The organism is Brevibacterium sp. 'Marine', from assembly GCF_012844365.1.
GTDB lineage: Bacteria > Actinomycetota > Actinomycetes > Actinomycetales > Brevibacteriaceae > Brevibacterium.
The window spans coordinates 1,144,702-1,165,551 of record NZ_CP051626.1; the positions used below are offsets into that span (position 1 = coordinate 1,144,702).

Sequence of the window (20,850 nt, forward strand, 5' to 3'; positions counted from 1 at the left end):
GTTGGGCGCAAGTGTCCTGAGAGGTCCCATCCGGTGGTGCCGTACCCCTGTCGCGGATCGTCCAAGGGCTCCCTTGACGGGGCGGCCGAAGAGTGTATTGTAGTAAATACTTAATTAAGGGGATACTTAAATGAGTATGGATCTCGTCTTCTCGGCGCTTGCCGATCCGACGCGTCGGGCGATCATCGATCGGCTGCGCGGTGGAGACAGGACCGCGGGTGAGCTCGCAGAGCCGCTGCCGATCAGCCGTTCGGCAGTCTCCCAGCACCTCAAGGTGCTCGAGACGGCGGGGCTGATCACCCGATCGAAATCCGCGCAGCAGCGCATCGTCGCACTCAACCCCGATTCCCTCACCGAGGCGGCCGGCTGGCTGCAGGCGGCGCACGACGACTGGCAGCAGCGCTTCGACAATCTCGATCGCATCCTCGCCGAGGAGGTGCCCACCGACCCTTCAACGACCGATCCGTCCGCCGCAGACCGATATGTGGACCGACCATCAACGTCAACGACGAACCGAACAGCGCAGACATCACGCGCGACGCAGACTTCATGCACGACTCAAGGAGGAGAACAGCGATGAACGCCGAGAACACTGACACCACAAGCGGCACCGACACCACAGCAAAAACGGACACCTCGGTGACGGATCCGAACAGCGCACAGGCGGGAGAACCCGGCTTCACCATCGTCCGCGAATTCGCCGCACCGCGGGCCCGCGTCTGGGAAGCCTGGACGAACCCGGACGTCATGGCCCGCTGGTTCCACCCCGAAACTCTGGTCACCCCACGCGAATCCGTCGCCGTCGACCTGCGGGTCGGCGGCGACTACACCTATACGATGCGCATTCCCGACACGGGACAGGAGTTCCCGACCGCCGGGAAGTACCTTCACATCGACGATCCCGTCCGCCTCGACTTCACTTGGGGGAGTCCCGGCGAGGTCGACGACGCCCCGCGAGTGAGCGTCGAACTCGAGGAGTTGGCCGCCGATCGCACCCGCATGACGTTTTCGCTGACCGGCCTGCCCAATGACTCGGGGACGGATGAGAGCGCGTACGACGGCTGGTCCTCGGCCTTCAACGAACTCGATACCGAGGTCAGCAGCTTACGCTGACCGCACCGACGTGGCTCACCCGGACTCCATGCCGGATGAGCCGCCTCGGAGGCTTCTCCGTACCGACCCCCGGGTCGCAGGGGTCCGGTGAATGGCGATAAACTCAAATCACGACGAGTGAGGAGCGTTACATGAGTGACAAGGTCATTGCACAACGAGGTCTGTGGCTGGACGAGATGGAAGTCGGCGCCACCTATAGGCACGCACCGGGCCGCACCATCACCGAGGCGGACAACACGTGGTTCACGGCCGTGACTATGAATACTCAGGCTCTGCACCTCGACGCCGCCTGGTCGGCCACCGAACCCTTCGGTGAGCGCCTCGTCAACTCGATGTTCACCCTGGCGACCCTCATCGGTCTGTCCGTGTCCCAGCTGACTCAGGGCACGACGGTCGGAAACCTCGGCTTCTCCGAGGTCAGCTTCCCCTCCCCGATGTTTCACGGCGACACCCTCTACGCGGAGACGACGATCCTCGACAAACGCAATTCGAAGTCCCGTCCCGGTCAGGGAATCGTCACCTTCGAACACCGCGGCTACAACCAGGACGGCAAGCTCGTCGCGAAGGCTGTGCGCCAGGCGATGATGTTCGACTCCAGCCACGAGTCGGCAACCACGACGTCCGCGACCGAGTCCGCCGATCAGACCGACACCGGAAAGTGAGCCCCCATATGTCACTCGAGTTCAAACCCGCCTGGCTCTTCGTTCCCGGCGATCGTCCCGACCGGTACACGAAAGCGGCCGAACGCTCGGATATCGTCATCCTCGACCTCGAAGACGCCGTCAACGAGGCCGACAAAGCCGCCGCACGGGAGTCCATCGTCGACTTCCCGCTCGACCCGACCCGCACGGTCGTGCGGGTGAACTCCCACGATTCGGGCCACCTCGGCGAGGATCTGAAGATGCTTGCGCGCACCGAGTACACGGCTGTGATGCTGCCGAAGGCAGAGCGTGCCTCCGATGTGTCGATCCTGTCCGGATTCCAGGTCATCACGCTCATCGAAACCGCCCTCGGGGCCGTCAACGTCGCCGAGATCGCCGCCGCCCCCAACGTCTACGCACTGATGTGGGGTTCGGAGGATCTCATCGCCGACCTCGGCGGAGGCTCCTCCCGCAACGACGACGGCGGCTACCGGGACGTGGCCACGCATGTGCGCAGCCAGACCCTGCTCGCCGCTCGGGCCCACCGCAAGTTCGCACTCGACTCGATCTGGGCGGACATCCCGAACCTCGAAGGTCTGGCAGCCGAGGCCGAGGATGCCGTGCAGTCGGGGTTCTCCGGCAAGGTCTCCATCCACCCCAACCACGTGCCCGTCGTCCGCGACGCCTTCCGCCCCAGCGACGAACAGCTGACCTGGGCGCAGTCCGTGCTCGACCTGGCGAAGACGGAGAAGGGCGCGTTCTCCTTCGAGGGCAAGATGATCGACGCCCCGCTGCTCAAGCACGCCGAACTCATCGTCGCCCGCGCGAACTGAAGAGACACCGCCTCGTGAACGCCGCCGATGCACTGATCGCCGACCAGATCCGCGCCGTCCTCACCGCCGCCGAGGCGGGGGGCGGGACCGCGCCCATCGTCGAGGCCGGGGACCCGATCCTGCGCACCGACACCCGCCCCTTCGACGGGCAGGTCGACGATGCTGAGCTCGAGCAGCTCGCCGAGGTGATGCGGGCGACCATGCTCGCCGCCCCGGGGGTCGGCCTCGCCGGGCCACAGGTGGGCATCGGCCTGTCGATGTTCGTGGCCGAAGACCCCGGTGCCCGCGATCCCGAGGTCGCGAGGGTCCGGCAACGGGAGCCGATGCCGCTGCGGGTGGTCCTCAATGCGGGCTACGAACGCGCCGGGGCCGACGATGTCGCCTTCTTTGAGGGATGCCTGTCGATCCCCGGCTATCAGGCCGTCGTCGCCCGCCCCCGTGAGATCGCGTTGACGGGCGTCGACCTGCAGGGCAACCCCATCGCCGAGGAGGTCTCCGGCTGGTCGGCGCGCATCGTCGCCCACGAGACCGACCATCTGTCCGGGATCCTCTTCCTGGACAAAGCCGAGATGCGGTCCTTGTCGACGAACGAATCGGTCGCGAAGTTCTGGCATCAGCCCTCGACGCAGAAGGCAGCCGCCGAGCTCGGCTTCTCTCTGCCGTCCGGCCCGGTGATGTGAGGCGGGACCTGCCGGGAATAACCTGCGCGCGTCATCGTTATACGTTGCATGACCGATCTTCGTACCCTCACCCTCGGCGCCGGCTGCTTCTGGTGCCTCGATGCCGTCTATCAGCGGACCACCGGCGTGAGAGAAGTGATCTCCGGCTACACCGGCGGACACACCGACAATCCCGGCTACCGTGAGGTCTGCTCCGGGATGACCGGCCACGCCGAAGCCCTGCAGGTGACCTTCGACGCCGACATCGTCCCCGATGAGGTCATCCTCGGACTGTTCTTCACCGGCCATGACCCCACGAGCCTCAACCGCCAGGGCTACGACGTCGGCACCCAGTACCGGTCGGCCATGTTCTACCGCGACGAGACCGAGAAGCAGCACTTCGCGGCGGCCATCGAATCCGCGCAGAGCCTCTTCGACGATCCGATCGTGACCACCCTCGAACCGCTGGGCACCTTCTATCCCGCCGAGGCGGTCCACCAGGACTTCTACACCGCGAACCCGGACAACGGATACTGCCGTGTCATCATCGACCCGAAACTCAGTAAGGCCCGCACCGCCTTCGCCGAATGGGTGAGCTGATGGGTAGCCACAAGAAGGACAAGTGCAAGAAGTCCAAACACAAGGACCGCAAACGATCCACAGACGCGGGCGACGCCTGCGAGGTGACCAAAGACCGGGTCCGTGCCCACTTCCTCGACGGCAACACCGGCCCCTGGTCGAAGAACCTCGCCGCGCAGGACGCGCAGACCGCCCGCTCAGCGCAGAGTGAGAACTACGCTGACCTCGCCGAGGATGCCGCAGCCTCGGCGAGTGACCGAACCGCAGCCGTGACGTCCATCCGCCGCGGACCCGACTACTCGGTGCCGTCATCGATCGACATCGTCGCCGATCCGGTCCTGCACGCCCTGAGCACCAGACGGTCGATCTCGAAGGTCGACTCGGAGACCCCGAACGACTCCGACCTGCTCGAGATCATCCGATCGATCTCCTCGGTCGCCGACCACAAGGCCCTGCGTCCCTGGCGTTTCCTCATCATCCGCGGAGATGACCGGCACCGCCTCGGCGACGCCCTCGACGAAGCCGCCGGCGTCGTCCGCAAGCCGGGTGAGACCAATACGAAGCCGCTGCGGGCAGAGCTCCTGCTCGCCCTCGTCTCCTCACCGGTCACACACGACAAGGTTCCCGAATGGGAGCAGCACGCCACCGCCGCCGGTGCGGGCCACCTGCTCGAACTCGCCCTGTGGCAAGCCGGCTGGGGAGTCATGTGGCGCTCGGGCACCCTGACGAACACCGAACCGGTCCGCCGCCTCCATCGCCTGAACGATCACGAACTGCTCATGGGCTGGTTCTACATCGGAGCCGTCCCCGAACGCTACCGACAGCGCCTGACCACGAGCTCCCGCCCTCTGCCGAAACCCGAACAGTTCCTCGATACCCTGTGAGCACTCCCGACACCGAGACTCCGGACACGCGCCGCCTGCCCAAGGAGATCTATGTCCTCGTGGCCGCGGCCTTCATCGTGGCCCTGGGCTACGGAATCATCGCCCCCGTCCTGCCGCAGTTCGCGGCGAGCTTCGACTTCGGGGTCACCGCCGCAACCATCGTCGTCTCCTCCTTCGCGTTCTTCCGGTTCGTGTTCTCGCCCTCGTCGGGCCGCCTCGTCGATGCCTTCGGCGAACGCCGCATCTACATCACCGGCCTCCTCATCGTCGCCGCCTCCACCGCGGCCGTCGCATTCGCCCAGAACTACTGGCAGCTGCTGATCTTCCGCGGACTCGGCGGCATCGGGTCGACGATGTTCAGCGTCTCCGCGATGGCGCTCATCGTCCGTCTCGCCCCGATCGACGCCCGCGCGAAGGCATCGTCGACCTATGCCACCGCATTCCTCGTCGGCAATATCGCCGGACCCGTCCTCGGCGGTGCGATGGCCGGATGGGGGATGCGGATCCCGTTCGTCATCTACGCCGTCGGTCTGCTCATCGCCGCGATCGTCGTCCGCATCTTCCTCGCCTCCACCGCATCCTTCGGCTCCTCGACGAAATCCGGGCGTGCCCGGCTGGAGGCGGAGAAGGACAAAGAACAACAGGAAGTCATGTCCTTCCGGGAAGCGTGGAAGGATTCGGCCTACCGTTCGGCGCTCATCTCCGCCTTCGTCCAAGGCTGGTCGGCGATGGGCATCCGTGTGGCCATCTACCCGCTCTTCGCCATCCAAGCCCTCAAAGCCGATACCGCCGTGGCCGGACTGGCCCTGACGATGTTCGCCATCGGCAACGCCTCGGCGGTGACAGTGGTCGGACGCTTCGCCGACACTGTCGGGCGCAAACCGTTCATCCAATGGGGTCTGTTCGTCCTCGGCGTGACCACCGCGGCGCTGGCCTTCATCGACTCGATCTGGTTGTTCTTCGCGTTCTCCATCATCGCCGGTGTCGGCTCCGGCCTGGCCAACCCCGCGCAGCAGGCCACGGTCGCCGATGTCATCGGCCGCGACCGCAAGGGCGGCCGAGTGCTCGCCCGCTACCAGATGGCCCTCGACGGCGGAGCCATCCTCGGCCCGATCATCGCCGGAGCCGTCGTCGACCACTTCGACTACTCGTGGGCGTTCCTGCTCACCGGCGTCCTCGGCGTCATCGCCGCGGGCCTGTGGTTCTTCGGGCGTGAGACCCGCCCCCGCACAGCCACTCCGGCTCAGTGACGCGCTCAAACGCACCCGCACATGCGCTGCAGCTTGGTGAAACTGCACCAGCTCGGTGCAGGGACCAAGCTGCTGCAGTTTCACCGAGCTGGAGAATGAGACGCATCGTGCCCGGCTCCTGATTCCGAGAAGTCAGGTTTTCCTCATGGGCGGTTCAGGCGACACTCACTAGGATGGTTGATTGAGTCGGCGTTCTGCGTCGTCGCCCCTCTGCCTACGACAAAGAAAGTCCCCTCTGTGAGTTTCCTGACCCGGCTGAGCCTGAAGAACCGGGCGCTCATCGCGCTCATCTCCGTCGTCGCCGTCATCTTCGGCGTCATCGGAGCCGGTGCCCTCAAGCAAGAGCTCTTCCCATCCCTCGACAATCCCCAGGCCACGGTCACCGCCTCGTACGAGGGAGCCACCCCCGAGGCCGTCGAATCCGAAGTCACCGACCCTCTCGAAGGGGCGCTGACCGCACTGCCCGAGGTCGAGGACATGACCTCGACATCCTCGGCGGGCAGTGCGCAGATCACCGTGAGCACGAAGTACGGCGACGACTCCGATGACGTCGTCCGTGCCCTGCAGCGCGCCGTCTCCCAGGTGCAGCCGACCCTGCCCGACGGGGTCGAACCGAACGTCATGATGATGGGCACCGACGATATTCCTGTCCTCGCCCTGTCCGTGACCTCGGACGCCGATGAGGACCAGCTGGCAGCGAATCTCGAAGACGTCGTCGAGCCGGAGCTGAAGAAGGTCGACGGCGTCTCCCAGGTCCAGATCGCCGGAGCGAAGACCAAACAGGTCGAGATCAGCATCCGACGCGACGACCTCGAGGACGAAGGGGCGAACCTCGACGAGGTGGCCGGCATCCTCCAGTCCAACGGCGTGCCCACCTCGGCGGGTGAGCTCAAGGGCGCTGACGGCACGGCCCCGGTCGAGGTCGGCACCCGCATCCGCTCGATCGATGCGATCAAAGACCTCGTCATCTCCGGCACGGACGGACCGATCCAGATCTCCGACGTCGCCGACGTCAAGCTCGTCGACGAACCCGTCGAGTCGATCTCGCGCACGAACGGCGAACCCTCGCTGTCCGTGTCGGTGATGAAGGAATCCGACGCGAACACCGTCGACGTCTCCCATGCGGTGGCCGACAAGCTGCCCGAACTCGAGAAGATGATGGGGGAGAACACGGAATTCGTCTCCGCGTTCGACCAGGCACCCTTCATCGAACAGTCCATCCACGACCTCCTCAACGAGGGTGGGCTGGGCCTGATCTTCGCGGTTCTCGTCATCCTCGTCTTCCTGCTGTCGGTGCGGGCGACGATCATCACCGCCATCTCCATTCCGCTGTCCCTCCTCATCGCCATGATCGGCCTGTGGATGGGTGGGGAGACCCTCAACATGCTCACCCTCGGTGCGCTGACGATCTCCGTGGGCCGCGTCGTCGACGACTCCATCGTAGTCATCGAAGCGATCCGCAGGCGCCACGCCTCCGGTGGTGACAAATTCTCGAACATCCTCGCCGCCGTCTCCGAGGTGGCCGGGGCCATCACCGCATCGACGCTGACCACGGTGGCTGTGTTCCTGCCGCTGGCGTTCGTGACCGGGCAGACCGGCGAGATGTTCCGGCCCTTCGCCCTGACCGCGACCATCGCCCTGCTCTCCTCCCTGTTCGTGGCCCTGACGATCGTGCCCGTCCTCGCCTACTGGTTCCTGCGTCAGCGTGAAGCGAAGGTCAAACTCACCCGTGCGGAGAAGAAGGAGATCCGCCGCAGCCGCAAGTCGATGCTCTCGCAGTGGCGGGCGGAGAAGAAGAAGGCGAAGAAGGCCGACAAGAAGCGCGACCTCGTCGCCGCCGGTGCCGCAGCCGAGGACACCGGGGCCCGCGACAGTGCCGACAGTCCGTCTCCTGCGGATGTTCCGGCCCATGCCGACGCCGCCACGCATTCCCAACCGACCGGAGTGGCCGCGGGCGGTCCACGCTACGGCGAAACCGAAGACGGCACGGTGGCAGTCGACGAACTCGCCGGAATGCACTCGCCGGTGACGCGTCTGCAGAAGACCTATATGCCGGCGATCTCGTTCTCGACGAAGCACCCGATCGTCATGATCCTCATCGCCGTGCTCGTGCTCGCCGGCACCGGAGCGATGATCCCGCAGCTGAAGACCGAACTCTTCGGCGACACCGGACAGGATTCCCTGCAGATCTCGCAGACCTTCGACCCGGGCACCGACCTCGACGAGGCATCGGAGCAGGCGAAGAAGGTCGAGGACATCCTCGCCGACGAATCCGATGTCGACAACTACCAGCTGTCGCTGGGCGGCACGTCATTCGGCTTCACCGACGATTCGTCCCTGACAGGCACCTATATCGTCAACACGAAGTCCGGAGTCTCGGCGCAGTCGATCTCCGCGGAGCTGCAGAAGCAGTTCGACGATCTCGAGGGCGCCGGCGACGTCGAGGTGGCAAGTCAGAGCTCGACTCCGGGTTCGCAGACGATCGACGTCACGCTCACGGCCACCGATCCACAGGAACTCGAGGACGCGACGAAGACGGTCAGCGACAAGCTCGAAGGGGTGTCTTCGGCACAGTCGGTGACCAGTGATATCGCTGCGGTCCAGCCCGTGATCGAGGTCAAGGTCGATCATGAGAAGGCAGCCGAGGAGAACCTCACCGAGGCGTCCATCGGCCAGTATGTGCAGCGTGCCATGCATGGTCAGCAGATCGGTGAGGTCGTCATCGACGATGTCTCGCATTCGGTGCTGCTCTTCGACCGCAATGCCGACACTGTGGAGAAGCTGCGCAAACTCAAGATCCCGGGCAAGCCGGAAGAAGCGACGCCTGCCGGCGGAGCAGGCGCGGCAGGAGGTGCCGGAGGAGCAGCCGGAGGAACCGGCGGTTCAGGTGACGCCGGCGCGGCCGGAGGCGCTGGTGGCACGGGTGGCGCTGGTGGTGCGACTGGCGGTGCCGGAGCGGCCGGTGGCACCGGTACGGCAGGCGGCGACCCGAACGCGGGCGCTCCCGTGACCTCGGAGCCGCGCTTCATCGAACTCGATGACGTCGCCGAGGTCAAGGAAGTCAAGACCGCACCGACGATCCGTCACACGGATTCGCAGCGTTCGACCACCGTGTCCGTGACGCCCGAAGGCGATGACCTCGGAGCCGTGTCGACCGAAGTGCAGTCCGCCCTCGACGAGGTGGACCTGCCCGATACGGTCGCCGTCGACACCGGAGGCGCCACCCAGGAGCAGAACGAAGCGTTCTCGCAGCTGGGACTGGCGATGCTCGCGGCGATCCTCATCGTCTTCGTCATCATGGTCGCCACGTTCAAGTCACTGCTGCAGCCGCTGATCCTGCTGGTCTCGATTCCGTTCGCGGCCACCGGTTCGGTTGCGCTCTCGCTCATCACCGACACTCCGCTGGGGCTGACGTCGATGATCGGTCTGCTCATGCTCATCGGCATCGTGGTCACGAACGCGATCGTGCTCATCGACCTCATCAACCACTTCCGCATCCGCGGGGTCGATCTGCGCACAGCCATCGTCCACGGCGCCCGGCTGCGTTACCGTCCGATCCTCATGACCGCGGCCGCCACGATCTTCGCTCTGCTGCCGATGGCCCTCGGTCTCACCGGCGGGGGAGTGTTCATCTCGAAGCCGCTGGCGATCGTCGTCATCGGCGGTCTGGTCAGCTCGACCCTGCTCACGCTCATCCTCGTGCCCGTGCTCTACCTGCTGCTCGAAGGAGTCAAGGAACGCCGGGCCGAGAAGAAGTACGTGAAGAACATGGCCCGAGGTGAGGTCCTCGACGCCGCCGAGGCCCGGGCGCGGCAGCGCGAGACCGCCACGGTGCCTGTCGGTGCGGGCGCTGCCGCCGGTTCCGGTGACACCCGGACACGGACAGAAGGGGAGGCTCCCACCGAGGCGCCCGCACCGACTGTGGACTCGACGTCCGCGGATTCGGCCAGGGCCGCCTCGGTGCCGGAGGAGACGACGGGGTCCGACCGCCTCGACGACGGACACGGCGACGAACCCGCTGTCAGTGACGGCGGGGACGCCGACGGGGAGCGAGGCGATGCGCCGGGAACGGACTTCACCCTGCGCAGCCAGCACCCGCGCCGCGACGACGGGCATGGTGAACCCAAACACTGAGCCGTCCCCGCTAGAGTTGAGTCCATGACGACCGAGCTCGAACCGCAGGAGAGAAAGCGCCTGTGGTTCGAGCTCGGCCTCATCGCGACGCTGTCCCTGGGGCAGGCGTCCGTCTACGCGATCGTGCGCCTGGCAGACATCGCCACGCGCGGACCGATCAGCGACGCCCAGGCGAAACTCAACACCTCGATCTCGCCCCGACCCGGATTCGACCTGATCTATCAGCTTCTGGACATCGGCTTCGCCCTGGTGCCGGTCGCCCTCGGGCTCTACCTGCTCAGTCGAGACCGACCGGCCCGGCCGCTGCCCATCCGGCTCGGAGTCGACGGGCACCGACTGCGCGACCTCGGCCACGGTGCCCTCATCTTCCTCGTGATCGGCATCGGCACCCTCGGGGTGTACGCGGGCGGCAGGGCATTGGGGATCACGGCCGAGATCCAGCCGTCCAACCTCGGCGATCATTGGTGGACGATCCCGGTGCTGCTGCTCTCGGCCGCGAAGAACGGAATCCTCGAAGAGGTGCTCATCTTCGGCTTCGGGGCGCTGCGACTGCGGCAGCTGGGGTACGGACCGTGGCCGATCATCATCTCCCTGGCGCTCTTCCGGGCCAGCTACCACCTCTACCAGGGCATCGGCCCATTCATCGGCAACGTCGCCATGGGCATCATCTTCGGCTGGTACTTCCTGCGCAAGGGCAGACTCATGCCGCTGGTGTGGGCGCACGTCATCATCGACGCCGTCGGATTCCTCGCCCCGGGAGTGCTCGCCCTCGTCGACATCGGCTGAGTGCGGCAGGGTTCACCCGGTGTTCACACTTGGGTTGAACTCGGGTCAGGTGCCGGTGACAATCTCGACCGGGTGAACCCTCCGGTGTCGGACCGAGCAGTCGGGCTGTCGGAGGGAGCCGGAACCATGATGCGAGGAGAGAAGCAATGAGAACATTCCTACCGATGGCCGACCACGTACGCGGCAAGCGCAGCGCCGTCACCTGCGCCCTCAAATGCGACAACGCGTGCCTCAAGGCCACCTGCAACACCTCGTCGAACGGCTACTTCCGTGACATCGTCGACGCCAAGCTCAGCCGCCGCGCCGTCCTCGGTGCCTCTGCCGCGGGAGCCCTGGCGCTCGCCGTGACCACCGCACCCAGCCCGACCGCCGGCAGCGCCGCGGCGGCCGGACACGGCACCCTGAAGTTCTCCGCCATCGACCCCGTCCATCACGAAGTCGATGAGTTCATCGTTCCGCAGGGCTACTCCTGGCATCCGATCGTCCGTTGGGGCGACCCGCTGTTCCCCGACTCCCCGAAATTCGATCCGGAGAACCAGAGCCCCGAAGCGCAGCGTCGCCAATTCGGCTACAACAACGACTTCCTGTCCATCCAGGTCGACGAGTCCGACGAGAACCGGGCACTGCTCTTCGCCAACCAGGAGTACACGAACGACGAGATCATGTACCCGGAGTCGATGGCCGCCGCTGACAAGCGCGCCATCAGCCGGCAGGCCCACGGTCTGACCGTCGTCGAGCTCGAACGCCGCCACAAGAACTCCCCGTGGTCGGTCGACGTCAACGGGAAGAAGAACCGTCGCTTCCTCATCGACACCGAATACGAGTTCACCGGCCCCGCCGCCGGCTCCGACCTGCTGCGGACGAAGGACTACCCGCAGGGCGACAGGACCCAGGGCACGCTGGGCAACTGCTCGGGCGGACTCACCCCATGGGGAACGGTCGTCTCCGGCGAAGAGAACTTCAACTCCTACTTCAAGGCCCAGGGCACCTCGGCGGCCGACAAACGCTATGGACTCGACAGCGAGGATTCGGCCAACGGCTGGGAGAACGATGTCGACCGCTTCGACACGAACAAGCCCGGCTACGCCAATGAGGCGAACCGCTTCGGCTGGATCGTCGAGGTTGACCCGTGGGATCCGGAATCGACTCCCGTCAAGCACACGAGTATGGGGCGGTTCAAGCACGAGGGCGCCAACGTCACGATCTCCGACTCCGGTCATGCCGTCGCCTATATGGGTGACGACGAGAAGTTCGACTACCTCTACAAGTTCGTGTCGAAGGACACCTTCATCGAAGGCGATCGCGAACACAACAAGACGCTGCTGACCGACGGCGACCTCTATGTCGCGAAGTTCACCGGCAACTCCCCGAAGTCCGAGATCGACGGCAGCGGCGACGTGCCCTCCGACGGCGAATTCGATGGCAGCGGACAGTGGCTTCCGCTGGTCAAGGACGGCAAGTCGCAGGTGTCCGGCTTCTCCGTCGACGAAGTCCTCGTCAACACTCGTCTGGCCGCGGACAAGGTCGGACCGACGAAGATGGACCGCTGCGAGGACGTCGAACCCAACCCGGTCAACGGGCGGATCTACGTCGCCTGCACGAACAACTCCGACCGCGGAACCTCCGGCAAGGCCGGAGTCGACGAGGCCAACCCGCGCACGGAGAACCGCGACGGCCATATCGTCGAGATCACCGAACGGACAGGCGACCACACCGGGACGGACTTCGACTGGACCCTGCTGCTCGTCTGCGGAGACCCGAAACAGGGCGATGCCACATACTTCTCGGGATTCCCCGCCGATCAGGTCTCACCGATCTCCTGCCCTGACAACGTCGCCTTCGACTCGGCGGGCAATCTGTGGATCTCCACCGACGGCGCTCCCGACGGCATCGGCTACTGTGATGGCCTCTTCAAAGTGACTATTGAGGGCAAGCAGCGCGGCCGAGTCGAACAGTTCCTGTCGGTGCCGCGTGAGGCCGAGGTCTGCGGGCCGCTCATCCACGACGAATACCGGTCCGCCTTCGTCGCCGTCCAGCACCCCGGCGAGGACGGATCCTATTCGGATCAGCATTCGCAGTTCCCCGACTACGTCGACTCCACCGACGTGAAGAAGGGAGTGGCTGCGATGCCGCGCCCGACAGTCGTTCAGGTCATCAAGGGCCAGGGCAACGGCGGAGGCAAGGGCAACGGCCGCGGAAACGGCAAGGGCCACGGCCGCGACAAGTGAGCGCCGCAGCCGATAGTCAGCGGCTGCGTTCAAAACGAGTTCAGGACGATCTGTGCGGGTTTCTCAAGGGAAACTCCGCACAGATCGTCCTGAACTCTGTTGTGCTGTGGCACAGAGCCCCACCGGTTCACCAGCGACCCCGCAGGGTCTCAGATGGTGACGGGGCCGTTCTCCGTGCTGAAGCTCACCGACATGATGCCCGGCGTCCCGTGGGGCGCGGACCAGTCGATGTTGATCTCCGAGATCGGCTTGGCATCCTGAGTGCCCAGCCAGTCGCGCAGACGGTCGCGGTCCCCGGCGATCTGCAGGGTGTCGATGTCGACTCCCGCATTCGTCTTGTACGTCGACGGGTGCTGCGAAGAGTCGGCGGACCACTTGATGAAGAACGGCAGCTGGGGATCGGCGATGAGCCCCTTGACACCGATCTGCAGCCACTTGAGTTCCAAACCGGACTCCGGCGTGCGATTGCCGTCGACGGCCTTGCGTTCGAGGCGGGATTCGACTGCGGTGAGATCGTCGACCGAGACGCACCAGCCCATCCAGCCGCCGCCGAGCTCGGAACGAGCCCGGACCGCCTGACCGAAGGGCGTCGAGAGAGCGGCCGGATGCTCCAAGGCTTCCACGACTTCGAGGTAATGGCCGTTCGCGAGGGGGAAGATGAGGTTTCTGGTGCCGAATCGAGGATGCACACCGCCGTCGTAGGGAACCACACCGAGCTTCTCCGAGATCCGCTCGGCGGTCGCACGATAGCCGTCAGGTTCACTGGCGTATGACACATGATCGAGTTTCATGACTCGACAATCGCATAACCTGGCTCACACTGCCCCTTAGGGTCACCTAAGAAATCGTGATGATCGTCACGCTCGGGCAGCGGCGGAGGACATGCGAAACCGCCCGGATGTCATCATCCGGGCGGTTCGGAACAAGTGCTGAGCGACCAGCACAGGGAGTGAGGGGAGAGCTCAGTGGCCCTCGGCCTTGAACCGTTCGATGGAGGCGTTGATCTCGGCCTCGGCGGCTTCGCGGCCCGCCCAGCTCGACCCCTTGACGAACTTGCCGGGCTCGAGGTCCTTGTACCGGCTGAAGAAGTGCTCGATCGAGTCGAGCATGAACTGGTCCACATCCGAGATGTCGGTGTAGGAGTCCCAACGGGGATCTCCGGCGGGAACAGCGAGAACCTTGTCGTCGCCGCCGGCCTCGTCTTCCATCTGGAACATGCCGATCGGGCGGATGTCGACGAGCACGCCGGGGAACAGCGGCTCCGGCAGCAGCACGAGCACATCGAGAGGGTCGCCGTCGTTGCCGAGGGTGTCCTCGATATAGCCGTAGTCGGCGGGGTACTGCATCGAGGTGTAGAGGTAGCGATCGAGCTTGACCCGACCGGTCTCATGATCGACTTCGTACTTGTTGCGGGACCCCTGAGGGATCTCGATTGTGGCCAGCAGTTCCATAGTGCTCCTTCACGTTAGGGGTGCATCACTAGAATAGATGGTACAAGTCCCCGTCACCGCCCACCGACGGCGGCCACCCCACGGTCGTCGAGGAATGAGAGCCTGCGTTTGAACGACACCGATGCGCCGCAGAACCCGTCGGACTCCGGCTCCCCGCGCCGCGAACGCAGGAAATCGCGGCGGAAGAGGGGCGGTGCGATCGCCGCCGGCGCCGTCGTTCTCGTGCTCGGCGCCTACGCCGCCGTCGACGCCTATGACCTCGTGCCCGGTCTGCCCGGTGTGCTCACCACCGACCCCCAGGTCGAGGTCCAGACCGTGCCCACCCCGCAGGCTCACGCCGGGCAGGTGCCCGCCCCCGCCTCGGCGGTCGACGATTCCGCTCCCGTTCCCACGCAGATCCCGAAGACGATCGACGCAGTGCTCAAGGACTCGAAGGTCAAGGGCTTCGGCCTCGAGGTCCGCGACGGGATCAGCGATGACGTCCTCTACGCGAAGGACGAGACGAAGCCGCGCACTCCCGCCTCCGTGACGAAGGTGCTCACCGCGGCCGCCGCGCTGTCCGCGATCGGCGGGGAGAAGCGTTTGGCGACGACGACGGACTTCGATGCGGACACGCACACCCTGACGCTGACCGCCGGAGGCGATGTGCTCCTGTCGGCCGGAGATTCCGATCCCGGTTCGGTCAACGGGCACGGGGGACTGCGGACCCTGGCCGAGGACACCGCGGCCGCCCTCAAAGACCAGAACATCACCGAGGTGGCCCTCAACCTGGACACGAGCCGCTACGTCGGCGAGGACTTCGACTCCGGGTGGTCCCGGTCCGATATCGCCAAGGGCGTGATCACCCCGATCCAGCCGATCATGGTCGACACCGCCTACATCGGATCGACGAACGCCGAATGGCGCGGCCGCAGCGAGCACCCCGCCAAGGACGCGTTCTCGATCTTCGAAGAAGAGCTGAAGAAGACCGGGATCACCGTCACCGCGGAGGCCGACGAGTCCGAAACCGAGACGCCGTCCGAGAACCCGAAGGAACTCGCCCGGGTGGAGTCGGCGACGATCTCCGAGATCGTCGAATACGCGCTCGTGCACAGCGACAACGTCGTCGCCGAGGTGCTCGGAAACGAGGTCGCCATCGCCCAAGGCAGGGACGGCAGCCTCGAGAACGGTCCGAAGGCGGTCCTGGAGGCCCTCGGCGAATCCGTCGATCTCGGACGCACCCACCTCGTCGACACCTCGGGGCTGTCCTATGACAATCGGATCGCCCCACACGATCTCACGACCGTCCTGCAGGCCTCGGTCGTCGCCGATGACTCTCTGGCCGGGCTCGTCAGCTACTTTCCCGTCGGCGGACTCACCGGCACCCTGCATGACCGATTCCTCGACGAGAGGAACGCCTCCGGGGTGGTGCATGCGAAGACCGGAACGCTGTCGACCGTGACCTCCCTGGCCGGGGGGGTCCTCGACGCGGAGGGACGTTACCTCGTATTCTCCATCCAGATCGACGACGTGGATAAGGACGAGATCTTGGAAGCCAGAAAGACCGTGGACGAAATCGTCACAGCCCTCGCGAACTGCGGCTGCCGATGATCATCGACGAGGGATTCGCCGCCCGCACCGCCCGTGAGCTCGTCTCCGCGGCGAAGGTCCCCGAACCGGGTGTGCTCGAGACACTCGTCGAGGGGATGAAGGACAATGCGCTGACAGCTCAGGACCTCGTGCTCGACTCGTTTCTGCTGCCGCCGGAGCACGCCGATGCTGTGCGCGGGCGGCTCGCCGCCGGTTCCGTGCTCGTCCTCGACCAGGTCAGCTGGGTCAAAGCCAACGCGCAGTCCGTCAACGGAATGCTCGACGAGGCGGCCCTGCCCGCCCCGGTCAGCCCCGCCACCGCGATGGCCGGTGCCGTCGAGGTCGCCGGGGTGCTCTCGCTCCTGTCGACCCGCGTGCTCGGCCAGTTCGACCCCTTCGCCGTGGAAACGGGACGGCTGATGTTCGTCGCCCCCGCCGTGCTCATCGCCGAGAAGGCCATGGACGTCGATCCGCGTGACTTCCGCATGTGGGTGGCCCTCCACGAAGCCACCCATCAAGTGCAGTTCGCGACCGCGCCCTGGCTGCGCGACCATATGCGCACCCTGCTCTCCGGGGCCGTGTCGACCCGACTGACGATGCCGGGAGTCGGCGGGATCGTCGACCTCTTCGCCACCCTCGGGCGCATCGTCAAGGGCGAGGCCAGCATCATCGACCTCATCCGTGACGAGAACATGCGCACTGCACTCGACGAGGCCACTGCGATCCTGTCCCTGCTCGAAGGCCACGCCGATGTCGTCATGGACGAAGTGGGCGCGGGAGTGATCCCGAGCGTGCGCCGGCTGCGCCGCAAGTTCGAGGCCCGCCGCGATGCCGCCCAAGGAGGCTTCCTCACCAATCTGCTCGGAATGGATCTCAAACTCGCCCAATATCGCGACGGGGCGAAGTTCGTCCGGGCCGTCCGCCGCGAGGTCGGACAGAAGGGCTTCTCCCGCATCTATGCCGAACCCGCGAACCTTCCCCGCACGGCAGAGATCCACGATCCGCAGCTCTGGCTCGACCGTGTCCACGGCTGAGGGTCCGCGCGACGCAGCCTCGCCGAGACGGCCGACCCTCGACCCGGCGAGTGCTGCCATCCGCACTGCCGTTCGTGCCGCACTCGCGGACGCAGGAGCGTCCGCACCGGGCCTCATCGTCGCGGTGTCCGGGGGAGCGGATTCGATGGCTCTGCTGCACGCGGCCGCGTTCCTCCATCGGCGCGGTGAGATCCGTGCCCGTGCGCTGACCGTCGATCACGGTCTGCAGACCGTCACCGCCGAGGTGGCCGACCGGGTCGCCGCCACCGCCGAATCCTGGGGCGTGCCCGCCGAGGTGATGAGTGTGAGCATCGACGCCGGCGACGAAGGCCTCGAAGCTGCGGCGCGCACCGCCCGCTATGCCGCCCTCGAAACCGCTCGGGCCGCAGCCGGAGCCGACTGGATCCTCACCGCCCACACCCGCAGCGACCAAGCCGAGACCGTACTGCTCGGCCTCATGCGCGGATCGGGCACCCGGTCCCTGGCTGGAATGAGCCCGCTGGCCGGTCGCCTCATGCGGCCCCTGCTCGGCCTCGACAGAGACCAGACCGAAGCGTCCTGTCAGGCCCAGGGCATCGAGATCTGGAACGATCCGATGAACGCCGACACCGCGTTCACCCGAGTCCGGGCCCGGCAGCTGTTGGCCGGACTCGAAGCCGAACTCGGTCAACCGGTCACCGCGAACCTCGCCCGCACCGCCGACCTCTGCCGAGCCGACGCCGATTTCGTCGATGCCCACGCCGAGGCGGCAGGGCAGCAGGTCCGCGGAGCCGCCTCGGTGCCGGTGGAGGTCTTCACCGCACTCGACGATGCCGTGCTCAGCCGCGTCGTGCGCGACTGGGTGATCTCACTCGGCGTGCCCGGACAGAACCTCGGAGCGGTGCGGGTCGCCGAGCTCTGCGCCCTCATCCGCGACCGCAGGCGCGGTCGACTGTCCCTGCCCGGGGACACGGAAGTCGTCGTCGGAGGCGGGCAGGCCGTGTTCCAGCTCGCAGCGAAGGCCCGCTGAGGCTCAGCTCAGCCGCGGCCCGCCTGCCAATTCGCCGCCGGAGGCGATGAGCCGACCCGCCTTGAACACGTCCCTGTCCCGTGGGCAGTCCATGATCGCCGAGGTGACCGTGTCGGCCTCGACGAGCACGAAGTCGGCGGGAGCGCCCACGGCCAGACCGAACCGGGAATCGTCGACCAGCGCCGAACCGTCGGGGCGGGCGCCGGCCATGACCTGAGCTCCTCCGCGGGAGGCGATATCGAGACAGCCTTCGATATCTGCGTCTGCACGGAACCCATTCGTGAACGCCAGCTGCCAGGTCCGGCGCAGCAGGTCGCCGTCACCATAGGGGCTCCAATAGTCCCGCTGACCGTCCTCACCGAGCCCCAGAGCCATGCGTCGGGCACGGATGAGCGCCTGCGGCAGCGCACCCTTGGCCGGGGCAACCGTCGTCAGGGCCACTCCCGCCTCGGCGAGGACATCAAGGGCCCGGGCGACCTCGGGTTCCGGGTTCGTATTCAGTGCGAACGCATGGGAGACCGTGACCTGCCCGGCCATGCCCGCGGCTCGTGTCCGCGCGGCGATCTCCTCGAGCGAGAAGAGTCCCGCGGTGCCCGCTTCGTGGAGGTGGATGTCGATGCCCTTGCCGTGCTTCTCAGCCAGGCCGAAGACGACATCGAGGTGGGAGACCGGATCCCGGTCGTAGAGCAGCGGATCGAGTCCTCCGACGAGGTCCGCGCCGTCGGCCAGAGCCGCATCGAGCAGCTCTTCGACGCCCTGCTCGTGCACGATTCCGGCCTGCGGGAACGCGACGACCTGGAAGTCGAGGACATCGGCATGAGCCTCGAGCGCGGCCCTGACCCCGTGGAAGCGCTCGAGACCGCAGTCGGCATCGACCTGTGCGTGTGAGCGGATGCGCGTGCCTCCGGAAGCGATGATCTTCGCAATCGCAAATGCGGCCTGATCGGCGACGCTGCGCTCGCCGCCTCGCCAGTTCTCCCGATCGTTCATGATGTACCCGTGCAGAGTGCCGTCGGCGGTGTGCGGACGGAACGTCTGGCCCATCCGATTCGAATCCAGATGGGCATGGACATCGCCGAGGCTCGGCAGCAGGATCCGCCCGGCACCGTCGATGACCTCGACCCCGGTCGGCGTCGTCCCCGTACCGGTCGGGGTGGGACCGGGGGCGGCATCCTCGGCGGGGGAGAGGCGAGAGAATCGTCCCTCGGTGATCTCGACATCGACGGCGGGAGCATCGGGGGTGCGCGGGAAGAGGCGCACATTCTTCACAAGGATCATGTGCCCAGCCTACGACCGTCAAACGGTATACCATCGGAGATTGTGTCCGATAGCGCGCCTCCGTGGGACCGCGGCCCGCGTGTCCGGCGACAACAGCTGTCTGAAAGGATGAGGCCATGACGACTTCGCCCCAGCAGGGCTTCCGACGCTCCCGCGGCCTCGACGGTCTGGCCCTGGCCTGCCTCGTCCTCATCGCCGCCTCACTGCGGCCGGCCGCCTCCTCGCTGGGCCCCGTGCTCTCCGAGGTCACCGACGGATTCTCCCTGGCCGAATGGCAGACCGGTCTGCTCACGGCTCTGCCGGGACTCGTGTTCGCCGTCTGCGGCATCATCGCCGTGCCCCTGCTCAAACGACTCGGTCTGTTCTCCGCTCTGGCCATGAGTGCGGCTCTCATCGTCGCAGGCGTCGGTCTGCGCGCGATCGTCACCGAATGGGTGGCTTTCGCTCTGCTCACGGTCCTCGCCCTGGCCGGAATGTCGATCGGCAATGTCATCCTGCCCGTCTACGTCAAGTCCCGCTTCCCGCACCGGCCCACCCTGGGAGCGACGACGTTCACCGTCTCGCTCGGCCTCGGATCGATGCTGCCTTCGCTGCTGACCGCGCCCCTGGCCGAACAGTTCGGCGGGTGGCGCGTCGGCCTCGGCTTCTGGATGGTCGTGCCCTTCTCCGCACTCGTCACCTGGACGGTGCTGCGGACGCTGAAGTCCGTGCCCGTCCTGACCGGACAGGCCGCGGATCCCGGTGGGCAGCAGGAGGAGGCGCCGCCTCGGCGACCGGTCTTCACCTCACCCAAGGCGCGGTACATGGCGATGTTCTTCGGTCTCCAATCGGCCAACGCCTACCTGCAGTTCGGGTGGCTGCCACAGATCTACCGCGATGCCGGACTCGACCCCTTCCTCGCCGGGATCATGCTCACGATCGTCACCTTCGGCGGTCTGCCCGGCGGATTCCTCGCCCCGCAGATCATCGTCCGGTCCATCGCCCCACGGGCCTTCCTCGTCTCCTTCGGCGTCAGCGCCGTCGCCGGCTATACCGGACTGCTGCTCAGCCCGCTCAGCGTCCCGTGGCTGTGGGCGGCTCTGCTCGGCTACGGCGGATTCGCCTTCCCCGCCGCACTGGCGCTCATCACCTCACGCACCCGCGAGGTCTCGGTCACGGCCTCGACCTCGGCATTCGTCCAGTCGTCGGGCTATGTGCTCGCCGCACTGTGCCCGCTGGCCGTGGGCGGACTGCTCGGCGTCAGCGGAGGCTGGCAGGTGCCGCTGTGGTTCATGGTCATCATCTCCGCGCTGATGGCGATCACCGGCTGGCTGTCGGCCGGTCCGGGGGCCGTCGACGACGAACTGGCACCGACATCCGGGCCCACTGGCACCGGTGAGGCAAAGTGACCCATAATGGAATC

At 66.3% G+C, this 20,850-nt stretch carries 18 protein-coding genes; 15 read left to right on the forward strand and 3 right to left on the reverse strand.

Annotation, left to right across the window (positions count from 1 at the left end):
* Positions 1–130 precede the first annotated feature (130 nt).
* The 11 genes from HF684_RS04965 (at position 131) to HF684_RS05015 (ending at position 13,107) form a co-directional block, all read left to right on the forward strand.
* Positions 131–580, forward strand: a complete 450-nt coding sequence (locus HF684_RS04965) for a metalloregulator ArsR/SmtB family transcription factor (RefSeq protein ID WP_169251606.1) — start codon at positions 131–133, stop codon at positions 578–580.
* Positions 577–1,113 carry an SRPBCC domain-containing protein gene (locus HF684_RS04970; protein WP_169251607.1) on the forward strand — a complete coding sequence of 179 codons (537 nt, stop codon included), beginning with the start codon at positions 577–579 and terminating at the stop codon, positions 1,111–1,113. Before HF684_RS04965 ends, HF684_RS04970 begins: the two co-directional genes overlap by 4 nt.
* 131 nt (positions 1,114–1,244) lie before the next feature.
* Positions 1,245–1,775 carry a MaoC family dehydratase gene (locus HF684_RS04975; RefSeq protein ID WP_169251608.1) on the forward strand — a complete coding sequence of 177 codons (531 nt, stop codon included), beginning with the start codon at positions 1,245–1,247 and terminating at the stop codon, positions 1,773–1,775.
* A gap of 8 nt (positions 1,776–1,783) precedes the next feature.
* The gene (locus tag HF684_RS04980; protein WP_169251609.1) at positions 1,784–2,587 is read left to right on the forward strand and encodes a CoA ester lyase; all 804 of its coding nucleotides are present in this window, start codon (positions 1,784–1,786) and stop codon (positions 2,585–2,587) included.
* 14 nt (positions 2,588–2,601) lie between these two features.
* Complete coding sequence (locus tag HF684_RS04985) at positions 2,602–3,267, forward strand: peptide deformylase (RefSeq protein WP_169251610.1); 666 nt, start codon at positions 2,602–2,604, stop codon at positions 3,265–3,267.
* Between the two features lie 48 nt (positions 3,268–3,315).
* Positions 3,316–3,846: a peptide-methionine (S)-S-oxide reductase MsrA gene (msrA, locus tag HF684_RS04990; protein ID WP_169251611.1), complete on the forward strand. Its 531-nt coding sequence runs from the start codon at positions 3,316–3,318 to the stop codon at positions 3,844–3,846.
* Positions 3,846–4,709, forward strand: a complete 864-nt coding sequence (locus HF684_RS04995; protein ID WP_169251612.1) for a nitroreductase family protein — start codon at positions 3,846–3,848, stop codon at positions 4,707–4,709. Before msrA ends, HF684_RS04995 begins: the two co-directional genes overlap by 1 nt.
* Positions 4,706–5,959, forward strand: a complete 1,254-nt coding sequence (locus HF684_RS05000) for an MFS transporter (RefSeq protein WP_169251613.1) — start codon at positions 4,706–4,708, stop codon at positions 5,957–5,959. Before HF684_RS04995 ends, HF684_RS05000 begins: the two co-directional genes overlap by 4 nt.
* A 237-nt stretch (positions 5,960–6,196) precedes the next feature.
* Positions 6,197–10,093: an efflux RND transporter permease subunit gene (locus HF684_RS05005; protein WP_248279120.1), complete on the forward strand. Its 3,897-nt coding sequence runs from the start codon at positions 6,197–6,199 to the stop codon at positions 10,091–10,093.
* Positions 10,094–10,117: 24 nt separating this feature from the next.
* Positions 10,118–10,879, forward strand: a complete 762-nt coding sequence (locus HF684_RS05010) for a CPBP family intramembrane glutamic endopeptidase (protein ID WP_169251614.1) — start codon at positions 10,118–10,120, stop codon at positions 10,877–10,879.
* A gap of 146 nt (positions 10,880–11,025) precedes the next feature.
* Positions 11,026–13,107 carry a PhoX family phosphatase gene (locus HF684_RS05015; RefSeq protein WP_169251615.1) on the forward strand — a complete coding sequence of 694 codons (2,082 nt, stop codon included), beginning with the start codon at positions 11,026–11,028 and terminating at the stop codon, positions 13,105–13,107.
* Between the two features lie 149 nt (positions 13,108–13,256).
* Here HF684_RS05015 and HF684_RS05020 read toward each other — a convergent pair whose 3' ends face one another.
* Both HF684_RS05020 and HF684_RS05025 read right to left on the reverse strand, forming a co-directional pair.
* On the reverse strand, positions 13,257–13,898 hold the full coding sequence (locus tag HF684_RS05020; protein ID WP_169251616.1) for a VOC family protein: 642 nt from the start codon (positions 13,896–13,898) through the stop codon (positions 13,257–13,259).
* A gap of 171 nt (positions 13,899–14,069) precedes the next feature.
* The gene (locus HF684_RS05025) at positions 14,070–14,558 is read right to left on the reverse strand and encodes an inorganic diphosphatase (RefSeq protein WP_169251617.1); all 489 of its coding nucleotides are present in this window, start codon (positions 14,556–14,558) and stop codon (positions 14,070–14,072) included.
* A gap of 108 nt (positions 14,559–14,666) precedes the next feature.
* Here HF684_RS05025 and dacB point away from each other — a divergent pair, with 108 nt between their 5' ends.
* Genes dacB through tilS form a run of 3 tightly spaced genes read left to right on the forward strand, consistent with a single transcriptional unit; the run spans position 14,667 to position 18,170 of the window.
* Positions 14,667–16,148 carry a D-alanyl-D-alanine carboxypeptidase/D-alanyl-D-alanine-endopeptidase gene (gene dacB / locus HF684_RS05030; RefSeq protein WP_169251618.1) on the forward strand — a complete coding sequence of 494 codons (1,482 nt, stop codon included), beginning with the start codon at positions 14,667–14,669 and terminating at the stop codon, positions 16,146–16,148.
* A complete protein-coding gene (locus HF684_RS05035; RefSeq protein WP_169251619.1) occupies positions 16,145–17,161 on the forward strand; it encodes a zinc-dependent metalloprotease in 1,017 nt (338 codons plus the stop codon). Before dacB ends, HF684_RS05035 begins: the two co-directional genes overlap by 4 nt.
* Positions 17,148–18,170: a tRNA lysidine(34) synthetase TilS gene (gene tilS / locus HF684_RS05040; protein WP_248279121.1), complete on the forward strand. Its 1,023-nt coding sequence runs from the start codon at positions 17,148–17,150 to the stop codon at positions 18,168–18,170. Before HF684_RS05035 ends, tilS begins: the two co-directional genes overlap by 14 nt.
* Positions 18,171–18,173: 3 nt before the next feature.
* Here the strand turns inward: tilS and HF684_RS05045 are convergent, their stop codons facing one another.
* Positions 18,174–19,448: an amidohydrolase family protein gene (locus tag HF684_RS05045; protein WP_211168070.1), complete on the reverse strand. Its 1,275-nt coding sequence runs from the start codon at positions 19,446–19,448 to the stop codon at positions 18,174–18,176.
* Positions 19,449–19,564: 116 nt separating this feature from the next.
* On the opposite strand from HF684_RS05045, the gene HF684_RS05050 reads away from it, so the two are divergent.
* Positions 19,565–20,836, forward strand: coding sequence for an MFS transporter (locus HF684_RS05050; protein WP_169251621.1), 1,272 nt, complete (start codon positions 19,565–19,567; stop codon positions 20,834–20,836).
* Positions 20,837–20,850: the final 14 nt, after the last annotated feature.